This window comes from Enterocloster citroniae (assembly GCF_040545455.1).
Lineage (GTDB): Bacteria > Bacillota > Clostridia > Lachnospirales > Lachnospiraceae > Enterocloster > Enterocloster citroniae.
Window position 1 is genome coordinate 105431 of sequence record NZ_JBEPLZ010000005.1, and the last position, 16721, is coordinate 122151.

Genomic DNA, 16721 nt, shown 5'->3' on the forward strand with positions numbered 1-16721 from the left:
GTGATAACAAGCGGTGGAGGGATAGCCACTAGTCATATGAAGAATAGAATTACTAAGAAAAATGGTATGGGTTCGAGTAAGACTAAGAGATGTACTTGCTCCTGCAAACAAGGAGGGTACAGACCATGCTAAAGAAAAACAAGCTCCGCTATAACGAGTATTATGATATGCAACATATTTATGACGAGTTATACGCACAGAGCAAGAACGGTAATAACTTTTATAAGTTACTTGAAATTATTGGTTCGGAACAAAATATTTGTTTAGCTTACCGTAATCTGAAATCAAACAGTGGAAGTAAAACGGCTGGAACGGACGGAATGACGATAGATGATATAAAACGATTCAGTAATGCTGAGATTGTCGCTACCGTTCGGGAAAGTCTTAACGACTACCGCCCGAAATCAGTCAGACGTGTTTTCATTCCCAAAGCTGGGAGCGATAAAATGCGTCCATTGGGGATTCCGTGTATCTGGGACAGGCTGGTACAACAATGTATCCTGCAAGTCCTAGAGCCGATATGCGAACCAAAGTTCCATAATCATTCCTATGGATTCCGTGCGAATCGAAGTGCCCACCATGCAGTCAGCAGAGTAACGACACTGATAAATTTATCAAAATATCATTACTGTGTTGACGTAGACATTAAAGGATTTTTCGATAATGTCAATCATGGAAAACTATTAAAACAAATCTGGACACTTGGTATTCGGGATAAAAGATTGATTTGCATTATCAGCAAAATGCTGAAAGCTGAAATTGACGGCGAGGGTGTCCCAGAAAAAGGAACACCACAAGGCGGTCTGTTAAGTCCACTGCTCTCCCTCATAGTCCTTAATGAATTAGACTGGTGGGTAAGCAGTCAGTGGGAAACATTCCAGCCGAAGAACCGCAGTAAAAATGGGTGGCTTCAATACGCAAAGAAATATACCAAACTGAAAAGCGGTTTTATTGTACGTTACGCTGATGATTTTAAAATCATGTGTTCAACCTATGGAGAAGCACAAAGATTTTACCACAGTACCGTAGATTTTCTTAATAAAAGACTGAAATTAGAAATCAGTCCAGAGAAATCAAAGGTAGTAAATCTGAAGAAAAATTCATCAGATTTTCTGGGGTTCAAAATCAAAGTCATTCCAAAAGGAAGAACGAAACACGGTTATGTTGCCAAAACAGATATGAACCAAAAAGCATTAAAGAAAGCGAAAACAAATCTAAAGTTAAAGGTAAAAGATATAGCCAGACATACGACTGGCTTCAATATCAGCAGATATAATCTGACAGTTATCGGTATGCAGAATTACTACTGCATAGCAACTAACGTATATAACAACCTGACAGAAGTAAGTTACGCTCTCTTACCGACCATACGAATCCGTTTAAGGAACATTGCAAAATCAGTTCCATTTGAAAGTACAAGTTCAGAATTTCAGAGCAGGACAAAAGGAATCAGACCAAAAACAAAAATAGTGATGATTGCGGATAATCCGCTATTGCCGATTCAAGGAGTACAACACAAAAATCCTATGAATTTCTCGCAAGATATTTGTAATTTTACAAAGCAAGGGAGAAACAAGGTGCATGAGGACGTTGTAGTTGTAACAAAAGAAGAAATCCGAGCGTTGTTGGAAAATGAAAACCCTGCCGATAGCGTAGAGTTTAACGACAATCGTATTTCGGCATATATCGCACAACAAGGCAACTGCTATGTAATGAATCGTCGAGGAACTCCGTCCACTCTGATATGTATTCACAAATCAGACAAAGGAGATAACCTTGACAGATATTCTAATCTGGCATTTGTGGAAATTCCCATTGCAAAGGCAATCCTAACAGAATCAGCAGATGAAGCAAAATCACTGTTAAAAGGTTATGTTCTTAATAGTCAGCAGAAGAAAAAACTGAACAGAATACGGACGAATTACGGATACCAGACAATAACTGGGAAATAACTTATAAATCTATTTGGATATGATGGAACGCCGTATGAAGCGAAAGTTTCATGTACGGTGTGAAGCGGGGGAAAACTTGGAGATAACATCAAAAAGTTACCTATCGCTATAACGGGGACGCTGGAAGGAAACCCTGCCGGAAATCGCCCATGAAATCAATATCGTAAACCTGACTTCGGAGGAACAGAACAGGGGCTTACTCGACCCGTATGTGATTATGGAGAACCCAAAGGATTCCGAATCACTGGCAATTGACATCCTGACCTTTTTAACGGGAATTTCCAGCCGTGACGGGGAGAAGTTCCCTGTTCTTCGGAAAGCCATCCGTGCGGTGACAAACAGCGAAGAACGGGGGCTTTTAAAGGTGATTGAGGAACTTCGGGCGGAGGGGACCACCATCAGCACCAGCATAGCCGACCATATCGAATCCTTTACGGACTATGACTTTGCACACCTGCTCTTTTCGGATGGGGATGTCACACAGTCCATCAGCCTTGAAAAGCAGCTCAACATCATTCAGGTGGCGGATTTGGTGCTGCCGGATAAGGAAACCTCGTTTGAAGAATACACCACAATGGAGCTGCTTTCCGTGGCAATGCTCATTGTTATCAGTACCTTTGCCCTCGACTTCATCCACACCGACCGCAGCGTGTTTAAGATTGTGGATTTGGATGAAGCATGGAGCTTCTTGCAGGTGGCACAGGGCAAGACCCTTTCCATGAAGCTGGTCCGTGCCGGACGTGCCATGAACGCAGGTGTTTACTTTGTGACCCAGAACACGGACGATTTGCTGGATGAAAAACTGAAAAACAATCTGGGCTTGAAGTTTGCGTTCCGTTCCACGGACATCAACGAAATCAGGAAGACCCTCACCTTTTTCGGGGTGGATTCCGAAGATGAAAACAACCAGAAACGGCTCCGTGACTTAGAAAACGGACAGTGCCTTATCAGTGATTTGTACGGGCGTGTAGGAGTGATACAGTTCCACCCTATCTTTGAAGACCTGTTCCATGCCTTTGACACCAGACCGCCCGTAAGAAAAGAGGTGGAGGAATGAAGATAAGAAAGCCCATCCAGCAGGGGACAGCCCTTGTCCCTTGCCGGACAAAGGGACAAAACTCTTTAAAAAAAATCGGGAGTATAGCAGGAAAAGTGCTGCTGGCACTCCTGCTCATCCTCCTGCTGCTGGCAGTCTCCGGTACTGCCGCCCACGCTGCCGGACTGGTGGATGATACGGTGGACGCTGCCAACGAATACAGCAAATATCCTCTGGACAACTACCAGCTTGATTTTTATGTGGACAGTGGATGGGACTGGCTCCCGTGGAACTGGCTGGACGGTATCGGAAAACAGGTAATGTACGGGCTGTATGCCATCACAAATTTTATCTGGGCCATCAGCCTGTACCTTTCCAACGCCACGGGGTATTTGATTCAGGAAGCCTACTCACTGGACTTTATTTCCTCTACGGCGGATTCCATTGGGAAAAATATGCAGACCCTTGCAGGCGTTACCACAGGCGGCTTATCCTCGAAGGGATTTTATATCGGGTTCCTGCTGATTCTCATTCTGGTGGTGGGGATTTACGTTGCCTACACAGGGCTTATCAAACGGGAAACTACAAAAGCCATCCATGCCGTTGTCAATTTTGTGGTAGTGTTCGTGCTGTCCTCTGCCTTTATCGCCTACGCTCCTGATTATATCGGGAAAATCAATGAATTTTCCGCAGACATCAGCAATGCCAGCCTGACCCTTGGCACAAAGATTGTGCTGCCCAACTCGGAAAGTCAGGGAAAAGACAGCGTGGATTTGATACGGGACAGCCTGTTTTCCATTCAGGTAAAGCAGCCGTGGCTCCTGCTGCAATACGGCAATTCGGATGTGGAAAGCATTGGAGCAGACCGTGTGGAAAGCCTGCTTTCAACCAGTCCAAATGAAAACAACGGGCAGGACAGGGAAGAAATCGTGGTGGAGGAAATCGAAGACAGGGAAAACACCAACCTTACCATCACAAAGACCATCAACCGATTGGGAACCGTCTTCTTCCTGTTCATGTTCAATATCGGTATCTCTGTTTTTGTATTCCTGCTCACGGGGATAATGATTTTCTCACAGGTGCTTTTTATCATCTACGCCATGTTCCTGCCTGTGAGCTTTCTCCTTAGCATGGTTCCCTCTTTTGAGGGGATGTCAAAACGTGCCATCACGAAACTGTTCAACACCATCCTTACCAGAGCCGGAATCACCCTGATTATCACGGTAGCGTTCAGTATTTCCACCATGCTCTACAACCTGTCTGGGGAATATCCGTTCTTCCTGACGGCGTTCTTGCAGATAGTGACCTTTGCCGGAATTTATTTCAAGCTAGGGGATTTGATGGGGATGTTCTCCTTACAGAGTGGCGATTCCCAAAGCATGGGAAGCCGTATCATGCGAAGACCCCGTATGCTCATGCACGCCCATATGCACCGTTTACAGCATAAGTTAGGGCGTTCTGTGGCGGCTCTTGGGGCTGGAACGGCTGCATACCATGCAGGAAAGCAGGCTGGCTCAGACCAGAGAAATGCTTCCAACTCCGGCTCTTCCAAACGTACACAGGCAGACCACACCCGACCAAATGGACAGGCAGCACCGGAAAAGAAATCCGCATGGAAACGGGCTGGTTCTGCTGTGGGTGCGGTGGCAGATACCAAAGATAAAATAGCCGATACTACTGGACAGCTTCGGGAGCAGGCAAAGGATTTGCCCGTCAATGCAAAGTACGCCCTTTACCACGGGAAAAAACAGGTGTCAGAGGGAGTACGGGATTTTACTTCCAGTGTGACCCAGACCCGAACTGCCAGAGCTGAACAGCGGAACGCACAGGCAGAAAGCCGCAGACAGACCATTGCAGAACGCAGGGCGGAACTGGAACAGGCAAAACAGACGCAAAAGACAGCTTCCGAAGCACCCAAAGGGGTGGCTCCCGTCCATGAACGCCCTGCCACTGCAAAGACAAAGCAGCCAGCTTCCCCAGCTATTAGGGAACGGGGGCAGGTTTCTTATGGGGGAACTGTAGCGGAACGGACTTCGGTTCCGGTGGTAAAAGCGGCTTCCATCCACCACGAACAGATACCGCCTGTAAGGACAGAACGCCAGATAGTCCCTCCGGCTTCCCCAGACAAACCAGATGAAAGACAAAAGATAGCTCCTGCTATTACACCTGCTGCTCCCCGTCCGGCAAGACCTGTCCAGAATGATACGGCTCCTGTGATACCGGAAAGAAAACGGGCTGCCCCTGTGGTTAAGGAATCGAACTTTACCATCCGGCGTACCACCGCCAGAAAGGAGTGGACAAAAACGGGAAAAGCGGCTGCCAAACAAAAGAAAGGGGAGAAAACATGAAGTTAAGACACCTTTTCTTTGCCTGTTCCGGCGTGTTCGTGATGATGTTCTCCATGCTCCTCTTGGTGGTGATTGTCTTCTCGGATGAGGAAGACGGCGGAAGTGGCGGAAACCTTATCTATGGGGGCGTGAGCGTATCACAGGAAGTCCTCGCCCATAAACCTATGCTGGAAAAGTATGCAAGGGAATATGGCATAGAGGAATACTTAAATGTGCTGCTCGCCATCATTCAGGTGGAATCCGGCGGCACGCTGGAAGACGTTATGCAGTCCTCGGAATCTCTGGGTATTCCCCCGAACTCCCTTAACACAGAGGAATCCATCAAACAGGGCTGCAAATATTTCTCGGAACTGCTTACAGCAGCAGAAACAAAGGGCTGTGACCTAAACAGTGTGATTCAATCCTACAATTACGGCGGCGGCTTCCTGGACTATGTGGCAGGACACGGGAAAAAGTACACCTTTGAACTGGCAGAGAGCTTCGCAAGGGAAAAATCCGGCGGAAAGAAAGTCACCTACACCAACCCTGTTGCCGTAGAGAAAAACGGGGGCTGGCGGTATTCCTACGGAAATATGTTCTATGTCTTCTTGGTATCGGAATACCTGACCGTGGCACAGTTTGATGATGAAACGGTGCAGGCTATCATGGAGGAAGCCTTAAAGTATGAGGGCTGGACGTATGTGTACGGGGGCGATTCCCCCTCCACTTCCTTTGACTGTTCGGGACTGGTGCAGTGGTGCTATGGCAAGGCAGGAATCGCCCTGCCACGGACAGCACAGGAACAGTACAATGTAACACAGCACATCCCTCTGTCCGAAGCAAAAGCAGGGGATTTGGTCTTTTTCCACTCCACCTATAACGCCGGAACCTATATCACCCATGTGGGGCTATATGTGGGAAATAACCAGATGTACCATGCCGGAAATCCCATTGGTTATGCAGACCTGACAGGCTCCTACTGGCAACAGCACCTTGCCGGAGCCGGACGAATCAAACAATAGAAAGGATGAACCGATATGATTCAGATTAGAAAAGAGGAAAACCAGAAAAAGCAGAAAGAAAAGAAGCTGAAAGTTTACAAAGTCAATACCCACAAAAAAACCGTGATTGCCCTGTGGGTGCTTCTGGCGGTGAGTTTCCTGTTTGCCGTCTATAAGAATTTCACGGCGATAGACATCCACACTGTTCATGAAACCAAAGTGATTGAGGAAAAAATCATTGACACCCACAAGATAGAAAACTTTGTGGAGAATTTCGCAGAAGTCTACTATTCATGGGAACAGTCCGCCGCTTCCATTGATAACCGGACAAATGCTTTAAAAGGGTATCTCACGGGAGAACTGCAAGCCCTGAATGTAGATACCGTCCGAAAGGACATCCCCGTATCGTCTGCCCTGACTGACTTTCAGATATGGGAAATCATAGAAGAAAAGGAGCAGCATTATCAAGTGACCTATACGGTAGAACAGCGTATCACAGAGGGGGAATCCAGTAAAACCGTCCGTTCCGCTTATCAGGTGACAGTCTATGTGGATGGCTCTGGAAACCTGACGATTGTTCAGAATCCTACCATCACCAGCGTTCCCGTAAAATCCGGCTACACTCCAAAAGCAGTACAAAGTGACGGTACAGTGGATTCCATCACTACGGAGGAAATCAACGAATTTCTCACTACCTTTTTCAAGCTGTACCCTACGGCAACCGCAAAGGAGCTGACCTATTATGTGAATGAGGGCGTGCTGAAACCTGTTGGGAAAGAATATATCTTCTCGGAACTGGTGAATCCGGTTTACAACCGAAAAGGGAATCAGGTGACAGCTTCCCTTGCGGTGAAATATCTGGATAACCAGACCATGACAACACAGGTGTCGCAGTTTAAACTTGTATTGGAGAAAGATGAGGGGAAATGGAAGATATTGTGTAGTATGAAAGCTCAGTAATTAGCCAGATGACTATTAATTAGAAAGTGGAAATAAATCAACTTTTCACTTTGGTGAAAAAATATATTAAAACAATGCTTTGTGGGACGATTGACAAAATATTGCACATATGATACTATGAAGTTAGCTATAGCTAACACAAAAGTGCACATGTAAATAGGAGTTATTGATTCTTTGTAAATAATTTTTGAACAAATGCAGAGAAGGGAGAAAAAGGAATATGAAAGGAATATTTAAAAAGATGATTTCTGTAGTTTTAGCAGTTGTCATGTTATTTTCATTGTCAGCGCAATCAGTATTCGCCTCATCTGTAGGAGCTGATACATTAAATGGCATTAAGATTATTGAGCAAAAAGATACAGATACAACAATGTATGCTAAATATTACATGACTATTAACGGAGAAACGACTTTGTATACAGAATATGGAGAAATTCAGAAGGACAGAGTTGTTGTGGATAGTGTTAGCATAAAAGTTGATGAACATATGGTAATCATTCCCTCGACAGAACAAAGGCAGCATTTTGAATATCCAATTACGGCACCTGATTCTAGTAATTCGATATCCAATTCCGATAATTTGACAACAAGAGCAAGTTCGTGCCAATATAAGCCACATACCGAAACATTTAGTTTGAAGATTCACCAATTTACATTATCTGTGGTAAAGGCGGCCATAATTACTTCGCTTGGTTTAGGAGCAGGAGATGCAGGTGTAGTAGCAGGAGCTATGATTGATGTCGTGATTAGTCATGGTGGTTCGTACATTCCTGACAGTATTTATTTTGATGGTAAAAGATGTGTAAGTAAGTCTACTGGAAAAATATACTACAGGTATAAAGGAAATATTTATATGGATTCCTCTAAAACAGAACTTTTAGCCAAAAATGTTTCGTGGTCAAGGCGTTGGGGGCATTAAATTTAAGGGAGTGGACTAAATGGAAGACTGGCTGATGCTATTACCTGATATTTTGGTAGTACTTATTATTATTACGTTAGCGCTAGATATAAGAAAACAAAAAAAGATAGGAAAATATGATGAAAAGGTATCTACTCTATCTCTCATGGCGCTTGCCATACTATATGTTCCGATATTAATTGTAAGCATATATTGTTTAATAACAAGTAATCCGTACTTGAAAACGTGGCGTTTAAGAACCAGCTATATTTCTGCGGCTATTGTACTTATTTGCGTAGTTTTTCGTAGACTGAAAAATAGAAGTTAGAACTGGCTGTAATTAAAAACTAATACTGAAACTTTTTTACGTGGTACACAATTTACAGCGGATTCTGTAAGCGCATTCTTAGCGGCAACAAGCGGAATAGGGTTATCGGCTGCTAAAAATGCCGAATCAGCTCTTATTGGTAGAGATATAGTTTTTAAGTACAAAAACTTTATAAAGAATAAGCGATGTTTATATTTAAAAAAGGGAGTGCATTTTTTGCGCTTCCTTTTTTTGCCTATAAATGCGAACATCATTTTGAATTGTTCTAAAATGCCGTATGACAGATGGCTTTGTACCTATTCTTATTGCTGTGTCATTAGAAATTAGGAAATTTAACAGATAATGCAACAAACAACCCTTTCGTGTCGGGACTAAGCACGAAAGGGGGAAGTCAAGAAATCTTTTACCCTCTTTTAAGGCAAGAAAGGGGGTGAGTAATGATGAAGCCATCTGAATTTCAGACAACCATAGAGAACCAGTTTGATTACATCTGCAAGGTCGCTATGGAGGATGAACGTAAAGACTACCTCAAAGCGTTATCCAGACAGTGTAAACGTGAAACCCTGTTCTGTGATATGGACGATTACACCGTCAACTTGCTTTCTTCCAAAGACACCTATCCATCCCACTTCCATACTTTTGAAATGGACGGGTTTACTGTCCGTATTGAAAACAGCCTGTTAGCAGAAGCGTTGGAAAATCTGGACGGAAAGAAACGTGATGTTATCTTGAGATATTATTTCCTCGGATTTGACGATACGGAAATTTCAAAAATTCTGGAAGTCAACCGTTCTACCATCCAGAGAAGAAGACACGCCGGACTGGAATTTATCAAAAAATTCATGGAGGAAGAAACATGACAGCAAAGCACCCTATGATTCCGTTTCCTGTGATTGTAAAGGCTGCGGACGGCGATATTGAAGCAATCAATCAGATTGTACGCCATTATAGCGGTTTTATTGCCAGCCGTTCCATGCGTCCCATGAAAGATGAATATGGGAATACCCACATGGTTGTAGATGAAACCCTACGCCGCCGGATGGAAACACGTCTGATTGCAAAGATTTTATCTTTTGAAATCAGGGAGCCAAACTAAAATAACGCTCTCCTGTGGAAGCATGGACAAGCCCATGCTTCCCAGACAGAGCTTGCCAGTCTATTAAAGTGCATTATCACCAGTGCATTTTAACAGGCTGACAAAGCCGGATTGTTCCTTGAAAAAGAAAGCGTCTAATCAACGCAGCATAAAGCAGTCGAATACGTTTCGATAGAAAGAGAGCCGTTGGGCTGGCACGCCGTAATCCACCAAAGGAGGGATGAAACCGGATAGCGATTCCTGCCAGCGTTCCATAAGCAGCTTGCCGCAGAGCTGCCGCCATGACCTTTCTATCGTGATAATGATACTTCCGTACAGCCTTAGTCCGTGTGATGATGTAGCACCGCTGGCAAAGGGTACGGCTGGATGAGAACCATGCAGGGGGGATTCCCATGAGCTTTAGCGAAAGCTGTTCGGTTTGCTTAGATACCATTTTGAATGAAAATTTTTCATTCAAAATCAAATAACTATTCGCAGGAAATACAATCTTAATATTACTTTTGCCACAAAATCTGATATAATATAGACAGATATTGAGGGTTCCATATCTGGTCTATGGAAAGGAGGAACATGATTACAGTAACAAAAAAAGATTTAATAGAACTAGGTTATGGGACTTCATTCGCAGCAGACATCATAAGAGAAGCAAAAAGACTTATGATTTCAAAAGGGCATACCTACTATCAGTCACGCAAACTGGACAGGGTTCCCAGAGAAGCTGTGGAAGAATTGTTAGGGATTAATTTTACTGATAAATCAAACTGATTGTACTTCTTGCACATTTATGTAAGGAGTGAAATCATGGCAAAAGACCTTATTAAGAAGGCAGAAAACGGAACCTATTATTTTAGAGCAAACTTAGGTTTCCATCCGATTACCGGAAAACAGATTCAGAAATACAAAAGCGGATTCAAGACAAAAAAAGAAGCTAGAGAAGCATATTCAAAACTTATACTGGCATCCACAGAGGAATTGGCAGAAAAGAAGCAGCAGCTATCCTTTAAGCAGTTCATTGAGGAAACTTACCTGCCTTGGTATAAAACACAGGTAAAGGAAAGCACCTATCTGAACCGCCGTTCTACCATCCAGAAACATTTTTCATACTTTTACAAAATGACGGTGGATGAGATAAAACCCAGTAACGTCCAGAACTGGCAGCTTGAACTCGCAAAAAAATTTAATCCAAACTATATCCGTATTGTACAGGGGATGCTCTCCATTGCCTTTGACAGGGCGATTGTTCTCGGCCTTGCAAAGAAAAACCCGTCACGGATGATAGGGAATATCAAGAGTAAGAAAACAAAAGTGGATTTCTGGACACTGGATGAATTTCAAAAGGTAATTTCCCTGCTCTACAAGGGCGATTATTACGAACATTACCTTTTCATTTCATACTGGCTCCTGTTTATGACCGGAATGAGAATCGGAGAAGCCGCAGCCCTGCAATGGTCGGACATCAACTTTGAAACCGGACTTTTAAGTATAACTAAAACGCTGTACTATAAAACAATGGACGAATACAAATTTGTGGAGCCAAAGACACAAGCCAGTATTCGCACTATCTATATTGACACAGATACCATCAAAGAATTAAAAGCATGGCAGGAAGTACAGCAAAAAGTTTTAAAGGACTGTGACCTTGTACTAAGCTATAATGGGATTCCCACCAGTAAGCACACCCTCCCACGGGCATTAAAAAAACTTGCCGGATTGGCAGGAGTACACCGTATCAAGATTCATGCACTCAGACATTCCCATGCTTCCCTGCTCATCAGCATGGGAGAAAATCCTTTATTGATTAAAGAACGTCTGGGGCATGAAAAGATACAGACCACGTTGGGCACCTACGGACATTTATATCCCAACACCAACGTGGAAGTTGCCAAAAAATTAACTGGCGTTCTCACTTATACTCCGGCAACAACTAGTGTTGCCGCTTACACCAGCAACCAGCATACATCAATCTATCACAGAGCAGTTGAATAAAAAAATGCAATCAAAATGCAATTCTAAAAGGAAAGAGCCGCAAAACCATTGAAAATAAAGGCTTTGCAGCTCTGCTCCAACTATTCCCACTCAATCGTAGCCGTTGGCTTCGGACTCAAGTCATAACACACTCGGTTCACATTCTTTACTTCATTTAAGATCCTGTCCGTAATCTTCTGCAGAACCTCATAATCGATCCGCTCAATGCTGGCTGTCATGGCATCCACCGTGTTTACAGCCCGGATGATCACTGGATAATCAAAGCAGCGGGCATTGTCCCTTACGCCCACGGATTTAAAGTCGGGAACAATGGTAAAGTACTGCCATACCTTCTTGTCCAGGCCTGCATTTGCAAATTCCTCGCGGAGGATGGCATCAGATTCCCTGACTGCCTCAAGGCGTTCCCTTGTGATGGCCCCAAGGCAGCGCACGCCCAGTCCCGGGCCGGGGAATGGCTGACGGTATACCATGGCATAGGGAAGTCCCAGTTCCAGGCCGCAGGCACGGACCTCGTCCTTAAACAGCTGGCGCAGCGGCTCTACCAGGGTAAAATCCAGGTCCTCGGGAAGGCCGCCCACATTGTGGTGGGACTTGACCACCTTGGCGGTCTTGGTTCCGCTCTCCACAATATCAGGGTAAATGGTCCCCTGTGCCAGGAAATCAATTCCCTCCAGTTTCCTGGCCTCCTCCTCAAACACGCGGATGAACTCGGCGCCAATGATCTTGCGCTTCTGCTCAGGGTCAGCTACTCCGTCCAGTTTTCCAAGGAAACGTTCTGTGGCATCCACATACACAAGGTTGGCCTCCATCTGATCCTTGAACACCTCGATCACGCTCTCAGATTCTCCTTTTCTCATCAGGCCATGATTTACATGGACACAGGTGAGCTGCTTCCCAATGGCTTTGATCAGAAGAGCGGCCACAACAGAACTGTCCACCCCGCCCGAAAGCGCCAGGAGGACCTTCCTGTCTCCCACCTGCTGGCGGATCAGTTCCACCTGGTCAGATATGAAGTTTTTCATATTCCAGTTAGGCTGGGCGCCGCATGTGTCAAAGACAAAGGAGCGGAGCACCTGATCACCATTCTCATCCCAGCTGCCAATGGAACGTTCACAGGCCGCAGGCCCATGACCTGCCGCCATCACGGGATAGCCTGCCCCGTAAATCTCCGGCAGCACGTCAATAGCTGTTCCATCCACTATATTGTTAGGACCTCCATTGATGATGATACCCTTGACATTGGGCAGTACCTTCAGTTCCTCTGCTGTAATATCGTGGGGATAAATCTCACTGTAAACTCCCATCTCCCTGATGTCTCTGGCCAGCTTGGTGTTCTCAGAACTTCCCAGATCCAGAATCACTATCATATCCTGTTTCATCTTTTGCCTCCTAATGGTATTTTATAGAATAGAGCGTTGTTTCCTACATTATACTATGCACAGGCCTGGGACACAAGCAGGAATGTCCCTGCTGCGCGCACAAAAAGCGCCCTGCCTTTTAACCGGCAGGACGCCCTGTACTGCGTCTTAAACCATATTAAACTATATCTTATCTTCTTCGCCCAGGTAAGCCAGAACAGCTTTAAGGCATCCATCCACTCCAACCGGACCGCTGTCCAGGCACAGATGGTAATTCTGGGCACGTCCCCAGGTGTTGCCCGTGTAATACTGGTAATATTCCTTGCGCTTTCGGTCCACCTCACGGATCCGGCGTTCCATCTCTTTCCCGTCTGATTCCGCCTCTGATTCCAGTTCCAGCATCCTCTTGATCCTGTCCTTCATCTTGGCATAGATGAACAGGTTCAGGCTGTCCGTAAGGATCATATCCGCACAGCGTCCCACAATGATGCAGGGACCATGGGAAGCCAGCCTTCTGATCACATTGGACTGGGCCACAAATATCTGGTCCGACATGGGAATCTGATACACATCTGAAAATGCATGGTAGTACTGTCTGTCCAGGGGATCATACACCACGATATGCTCGTCATAGTGGCGGAATGCTTCCTCCGCAATGTTGATATCGTCTGCTGCCATGGAAATCAGTTCCTTGTCATAAAAGGGAATCCCCAGCTTATCCGCCAGCTTTACTCCCAATTCACGGCCTCCGCTTCCAAATTCACGGCTTATTGTAATAACCTTATCCATAAAGCACCGCCCCTTTCTCCTGCTGGTCTGCAGCGCCCGAACTTCCGGCACTGCGTTTGCCTATGTGGACATTATATCACATATACCGGTTAATTCCTATGGCTAAAATCTCTTAAGATTTTCGATACCTGGATGATCACGGTAGGGATCACAGCCAGCAGGCATACCTCTCCCATCTGTGCGGATGACAGCGGTGTGACTGAGAACAGTTTCTGTAGAAACGGTACGAACATTACAAGCCCCAGCAGACAGACACCGGCTGCAAACGCTCCCAGGCTGTACCAGTTGCTGGAAAAGCCCAGCCTGAAGATATTGTGTTTGCTTCTGCAGTTAAATCCGTGGAACAGACGCGCCAGGGTCAGGGTGGAGAATGCCATGGTACTGGCAATTCCCGTATCCCCGCCGGAAAGTCCCATATGGAAAGCGATCATGGTACAGACTGCAATGATTCCGCCCTGTGTCAGGATCGTGAGCATAAAGTCCTTTGTAAGGATGCCGGTTTTTGGATTTCTGGGTGCCTCTGCCAGCAGATCCTTCTCAGCCGGTTCCATACCGATGGCAATGGCGGGCAGTGAGTCTGTCAACAGGTTGATAAACAGCAGGTGGACCGGTGCAAAGGGCACGGGCAATGCTGCCAGTGAGGTGTACAAAACGGACAGGATGCCTGCCATGTTGCCTGACAGCAGGAACTTGATGGCGTTCTTAATATTGCGGTACACGTTACGTCCATTTGCCACGGCCTTGATGATGGTGGCAAAATTGTCATCAGTCAGGATCATGGCAGCCGCATCTTTGGAAACTTCCGTTCCTGTGATGCCCATGGCAACGCCGATATCCGCCTTTTTCAGTGCGGGCGCATCATTGACCCCATCGCCTGTCATGGCTGTAATGGATCCTCTTCTCTGCCATGCATCCACAATACGGATCTTATTTTCAGGTGAAACCCTGGCATACACGGAAATACTGGTAATGCTCCGGTCTAACTCCTCCTCTGTCATGGCATCCAGTTCACGGCCTGTCATGGCAATATCGCCGTCCTCAAATATGCCGATCTGCTTTGCAATGGCCGTGGCCGTTATCTTGTGGTCTCCGGTTATCATCACAGGCTTGATGCCGGCTCTTTTGGCGTCAGCAACCGCTGCCTTGGATTCTTCCCTTGGAGGATCCATCATGGAGATCAGGCCCAGAAAAATGAAGTCATTTTCATTGTCCAGGGACAGGGTATAATTTTCAGGAACTTCCTTATAACCAAAAGCCAGCACCCGAAGGCCTTCCTGGGAAAATTCCAGGTTTTTCTGCAGGATGGCATCCTTATCCTCCTGGGTAATGTCCCTGACCCCGGATTCCATGCGGATCTTGACGGTCCGGTCCAAAAGCACATCCAGGGCACCCTTTGTAAGTACGGTTGGAATGTCGTGAAGCTCATATTTAGTACTCATCAGCTTTCTGTCGGAGTCAAAGGGAATCTCCTCCAGACGGGGCATCAGTTCCCGAAGCAGGTTTTCATCCACCGTGGCTTTGCGGCCCATTTCCACAAGGGCAAACTCCGTGGGATCGCCAATCCCCTTGCCGTCCACAATGGAGGAATCGTTGGTAAGGATCGCATCATAAAGCAAGTAGCGGTGAAGCTGGTTGCGCAGATTCAGCTGGTCTATGGAAATGATCTCCTGGTTAATATAAATGTTCTGTACAGTCATCTTGTTCTGAGTCAGCGTCCCTGTCTTATCAGAGCAGATGACCGATACACAGCCCAAGCTCTCCACTGCCTTCAGTTCCTTGATGATGGCGTGTTCCTTTGCCATTTTCTGAGTTCCCATGGCCTGCACAATGGTGACAATAGAGCTCAGGGCCTCCGGAATGGCAGCCACTGCAAGGGCCACTGCAAACATCAGGGAATCCAGAACAGGCATATCACGGTACAGGCTCAGCAGGAATACCAGGCCGCAGATGACCATAATGCCCATGGCCAGACGGCTTCCAAACTGGTCCAGACTGATCTGAAGGGGTGTTTTCTTTTCCTTGGTTGCATTCATGAGAGCCGCGATCTTTCCGATTTCCGTCCCCATGCCGGTGGAGGTTACAAGAACCACCGCCCTTCCGTAGGTTACAAGACCGCTGGAATACACCATATTGGCGCGGTCGGCCAGGGCACAGTCATCATGGATCAGCCCATCGCTTTTATCTACATTGGTGGACTCACCGGTAAGGGAACTTTCATTCACCTGAAGGGAATAATTTTCCAGGACCCTGCCGTCCGCCACCACCAGATCGCCTGCCTCCAGGTACAGGATATCACCGGGAACCACCTGGGCGGAAGGGATCTCAATCTTTTGCCCGTCCCTTAGTACCTTTGCGTTGGGGGATGACAGGGATTTAAGGCTGTCCAGTGACTTTTCCGCTTTTGCATGCTGCACGGTTCCCAGGATCGCGTTAAGTACAATGACTGCAATGATGACAATGGTGCTCTCCACATTGCCGGACACCATGGAAATAAGAGCTGCAATGATCAGGATCACCACCAGCAGGTCGCAAAACTGCTCAAAAAATACCTGAAGGGTGCTTTTGCGCTTTCCCTCCTCCAGGACATTTTCCCCGTATTCAACCAGGCGCTTTTTCGCCTCCTCACCGGACAGTCCATGTCCCGTGACATGAAACTGCTGCAGCAACTCTTCTTTTGTTTGTTGATAAAATTCTTTCATATGCTCTCCTCCTTGATCAGTCCATCTTCTGCGCCAGCAACCGTCTTTTTAGTATCAGCATTAAAAAAGACTTCCATGAATGGCTTGCCAGAATATGTAAATATCTGCAAACCACACATAAAAGTCTTGTAACCATGACGGTATATATTGCCAGATTCCTTACGAATCGAGTATGTTGACAATATATCTAAACTACTCCCTTTCGAGCTGTGTCGCAATGCTTATGAAGTTTTAATGAGTTTATCCCTTTTTTCTCAACTTGTCAAGGGGAAATCCGTGATTTCATAGAAC

12 protein-coding genes and 1 pseudogene are annotated in these 16721 nt (G+C 45.9%); 10 read left to right on the top strand and 3 right to left on the bottom strand.

The window, feature by feature from the left end; genetic code table 11:
* The first annotated feature begins 125 nt into the window (after positions 1 to 125).
* From ltrA to ABID13_RS08325, 10 genes and pseudogenes are all read left to right on the top strand, one after another.
* On the top strand, positions 126 to 1952 hold the full coding sequence (ltrA, locus tag ABID13_RS08280) for a group II intron reverse transcriptase/maturase (RefSeq protein WP_007858427.1): 1827 nt from the start codon (positions 126 to 128) through the stop codon (positions 1950 to 1952).
* Between the two features lie 112 nt (positions 1953 to 2064).
* Positions 2065 to 3009, top strand: a pseudogene (locus ABID13_RS08285) (ATP-binding protein); the annotation flags it as partial.
* Positions 3006 to 5336 carry a CD3337/EF1877 family mobilome membrane protein gene (locus tag ABID13_RS08290; protein ID WP_002566154.1) on the top strand — a complete coding sequence of 777 codons (2331 nt, stop codon included), beginning with the start codon at positions 3006 to 3008 and terminating at the stop codon, positions 5334 to 5336. The pseudogene ABID13_RS08285 and the gene ABID13_RS08290, both read left to right, overlap by 4 nt.
* Positions 5333 to 6337 (top strand): bifunctional lytic transglycosylase/C40 family peptidase, encoded by a 1005-nt coding sequence (locus ABID13_RS08295; protein ID WP_002566155.1) that lies wholly within the window; start codon positions 5333 to 5335, stop codon positions 6335 to 6337. The genes ABID13_RS08290 and ABID13_RS08295 overlap by 4 nt, the downstream gene beginning before the upstream one ends.
* Positions 6338 to 6352: 15 nt before the next feature.
* On the top strand, positions 6353 to 7276 hold the full coding sequence (locus tag ABID13_RS08300) for a conjugal transfer protein (RefSeq protein WP_002566156.1): 924 nt from the start codon (positions 6353 to 6355) through the stop codon (positions 7274 to 7276).
* 220 nt (positions 7277 to 7496) lie between these two features.
* Entirely contained in the window at positions 7497 to 8195 is a 699-nt protein-coding gene (locus tag ABID13_RS08305) for a hypothetical protein (protein ID WP_002566157.1), read from the top strand.
* A gap of 744 nt (positions 8196 to 8939) precedes the next feature.
* Positions 8940 to 9362 (top strand): RNA polymerase sigma factor, encoded by a 423-nt coding sequence (locus tag ABID13_RS08310; RefSeq protein ID WP_002566159.1) that lies wholly within the window; start codon positions 8940 to 8942, stop codon positions 9360 to 9362.
* Complete coding sequence (locus ABID13_RS08315; RefSeq protein ID WP_002566160.1) at positions 9359 to 9598, top strand: helix-turn-helix domain-containing protein; 240 nt, start codon at positions 9359 to 9361, stop codon at positions 9596 to 9598. Before ABID13_RS08310 ends, ABID13_RS08315 begins: the two co-directional genes overlap by 4 nt.
* Positions 9599 to 10168: 570 nt before the next feature.
* On the top strand, positions 10169 to 10363 hold the full coding sequence (locus ABID13_RS08320; RefSeq protein ID WP_002566161.1) for a DUF3173 domain-containing protein: 195 nt from the start codon (positions 10169 to 10171) through the stop codon (positions 10361 to 10363).
* 36 nt (positions 10364 to 10399) lie between these two features.
* The gene (locus ABID13_RS08325; protein ID WP_002566162.1) at positions 10400 to 11584 is read left to right on the top strand and encodes a site-specific integrase; all 1185 of its coding nucleotides are present in this window, start codon (positions 10400 to 10402) and stop codon (positions 11582 to 11584) included.
* An 80-nt stretch (positions 11585 to 11664) separates the two neighbouring features.
* On the opposite strand, the gene guaA is transcribed toward ABID13_RS08325, so the two are convergent.
* From guaA to ABID13_RS08340, 3 genes are all read right to left on the bottom strand, one after another.
* Positions 11665 to 12963, bottom strand: coding sequence for a glutamine-hydrolyzing GMP synthase (gene guaA / locus ABID13_RS08330; protein WP_048929077.1), 1299 nt, complete (start codon positions 12961 to 12963; stop codon positions 11665 to 11667).
* 162 nt (positions 12964 to 13125) lie between these two features.
* Positions 13126 to 13731, bottom strand: a complete 606-nt coding sequence (locus ABID13_RS08335; protein WP_007861855.1) for a cytidylate kinase-like family protein — start codon at positions 13729 to 13731, stop codon at positions 13126 to 13128.
* A gap of 89 nt (positions 13732 to 13820) precedes the next feature.
* Positions 13821 to 16430 carry a cation-translocating P-type ATPase gene (locus tag ABID13_RS08340; RefSeq protein WP_048929078.1) on the bottom strand — a complete coding sequence of 870 codons (2610 nt, stop codon included), beginning with the start codon at positions 16428 to 16430 and terminating at the stop codon, positions 13821 to 13823.
* Positions 16431 to 16721 lie beyond the last annotated feature (291 nt).

Bases quoted from the DNA above. Each gene is read 5' to 3' on its own strand.
- ltrA (WP_007858427.1), top strand. From the start codon at position 126: ATGCTAAAGAAAAACAAGCTCCGCTATAACGAGTATTATGATATGCAA.
- ABID13_RS08290 (WP_002566154.1), top strand. From the start codon at position 3,006: ATGAAGATAAGAAAGCCCATCCAGCAGGGGACAGCCCTTGTCCCTTGC.
- ABID13_RS08295 (WP_002566155.1), top strand. From the start codon at position 5,333: ATGAAGTTAAGACACCTTTTCTTTGCCTGTTCCGGCGTGTTCGTGATG.
- ABID13_RS08300 (WP_002566156.1), top strand. From the start codon at position 6,353: ATGATTCAGATTAGAAAAGAGGAAAACCAGAAAAAGCAGAAAGAAAAG.
- ABID13_RS08305 (WP_002566157.1), top strand. From the start codon at position 7,497: ATGAAAGGAATATTTAAAAAGATGATTTCTGTAGTTTTAGCAGTTGTC.
- ABID13_RS08310 (WP_002566159.1), top strand. From the start codon at position 8,940: ATGATGAAGCCATCTGAATTTCAGACAACCATAGAGAACCAGTTTGAT.
- ABID13_RS08315 (WP_002566160.1), top strand. From the start codon at position 9,359: ATGACAGCAAAGCACCCTATGATTCCGTTTCCTGTGATTGTAAAGGCT.
- ABID13_RS08320 (WP_002566161.1), top strand. From the start codon at position 10,169: ATGATTACAGTAACAAAAAAAGATTTAATAGAACTAGGTTATGGGACT.
- ABID13_RS08325 (WP_002566162.1), top strand. From the start codon at position 10,400: ATGGCAAAAGACCTTATTAAGAAGGCAGAAAACGGAACCTATTATTTT.
- guaA (WP_048929077.1), bottom strand. From the start codon at position 12,963: ATGAAACAGGATATGATAGTGATTCTGGATCTGGGAAGTTCTGAGAAC.
- ABID13_RS08335 (WP_007861855.1), bottom strand. From the start codon at position 13,731: ATGGATAAGGTTATTACAATAAGCCGTGAATTTGGAAGCGGAGGCCGT.
- ABID13_RS08340 (WP_048929078.1), bottom strand. From the start codon at position 16,430: ATGAAAGAATTTTATCAACAAACAAAAGAAGAGTTGCTGCAGCAGTTT.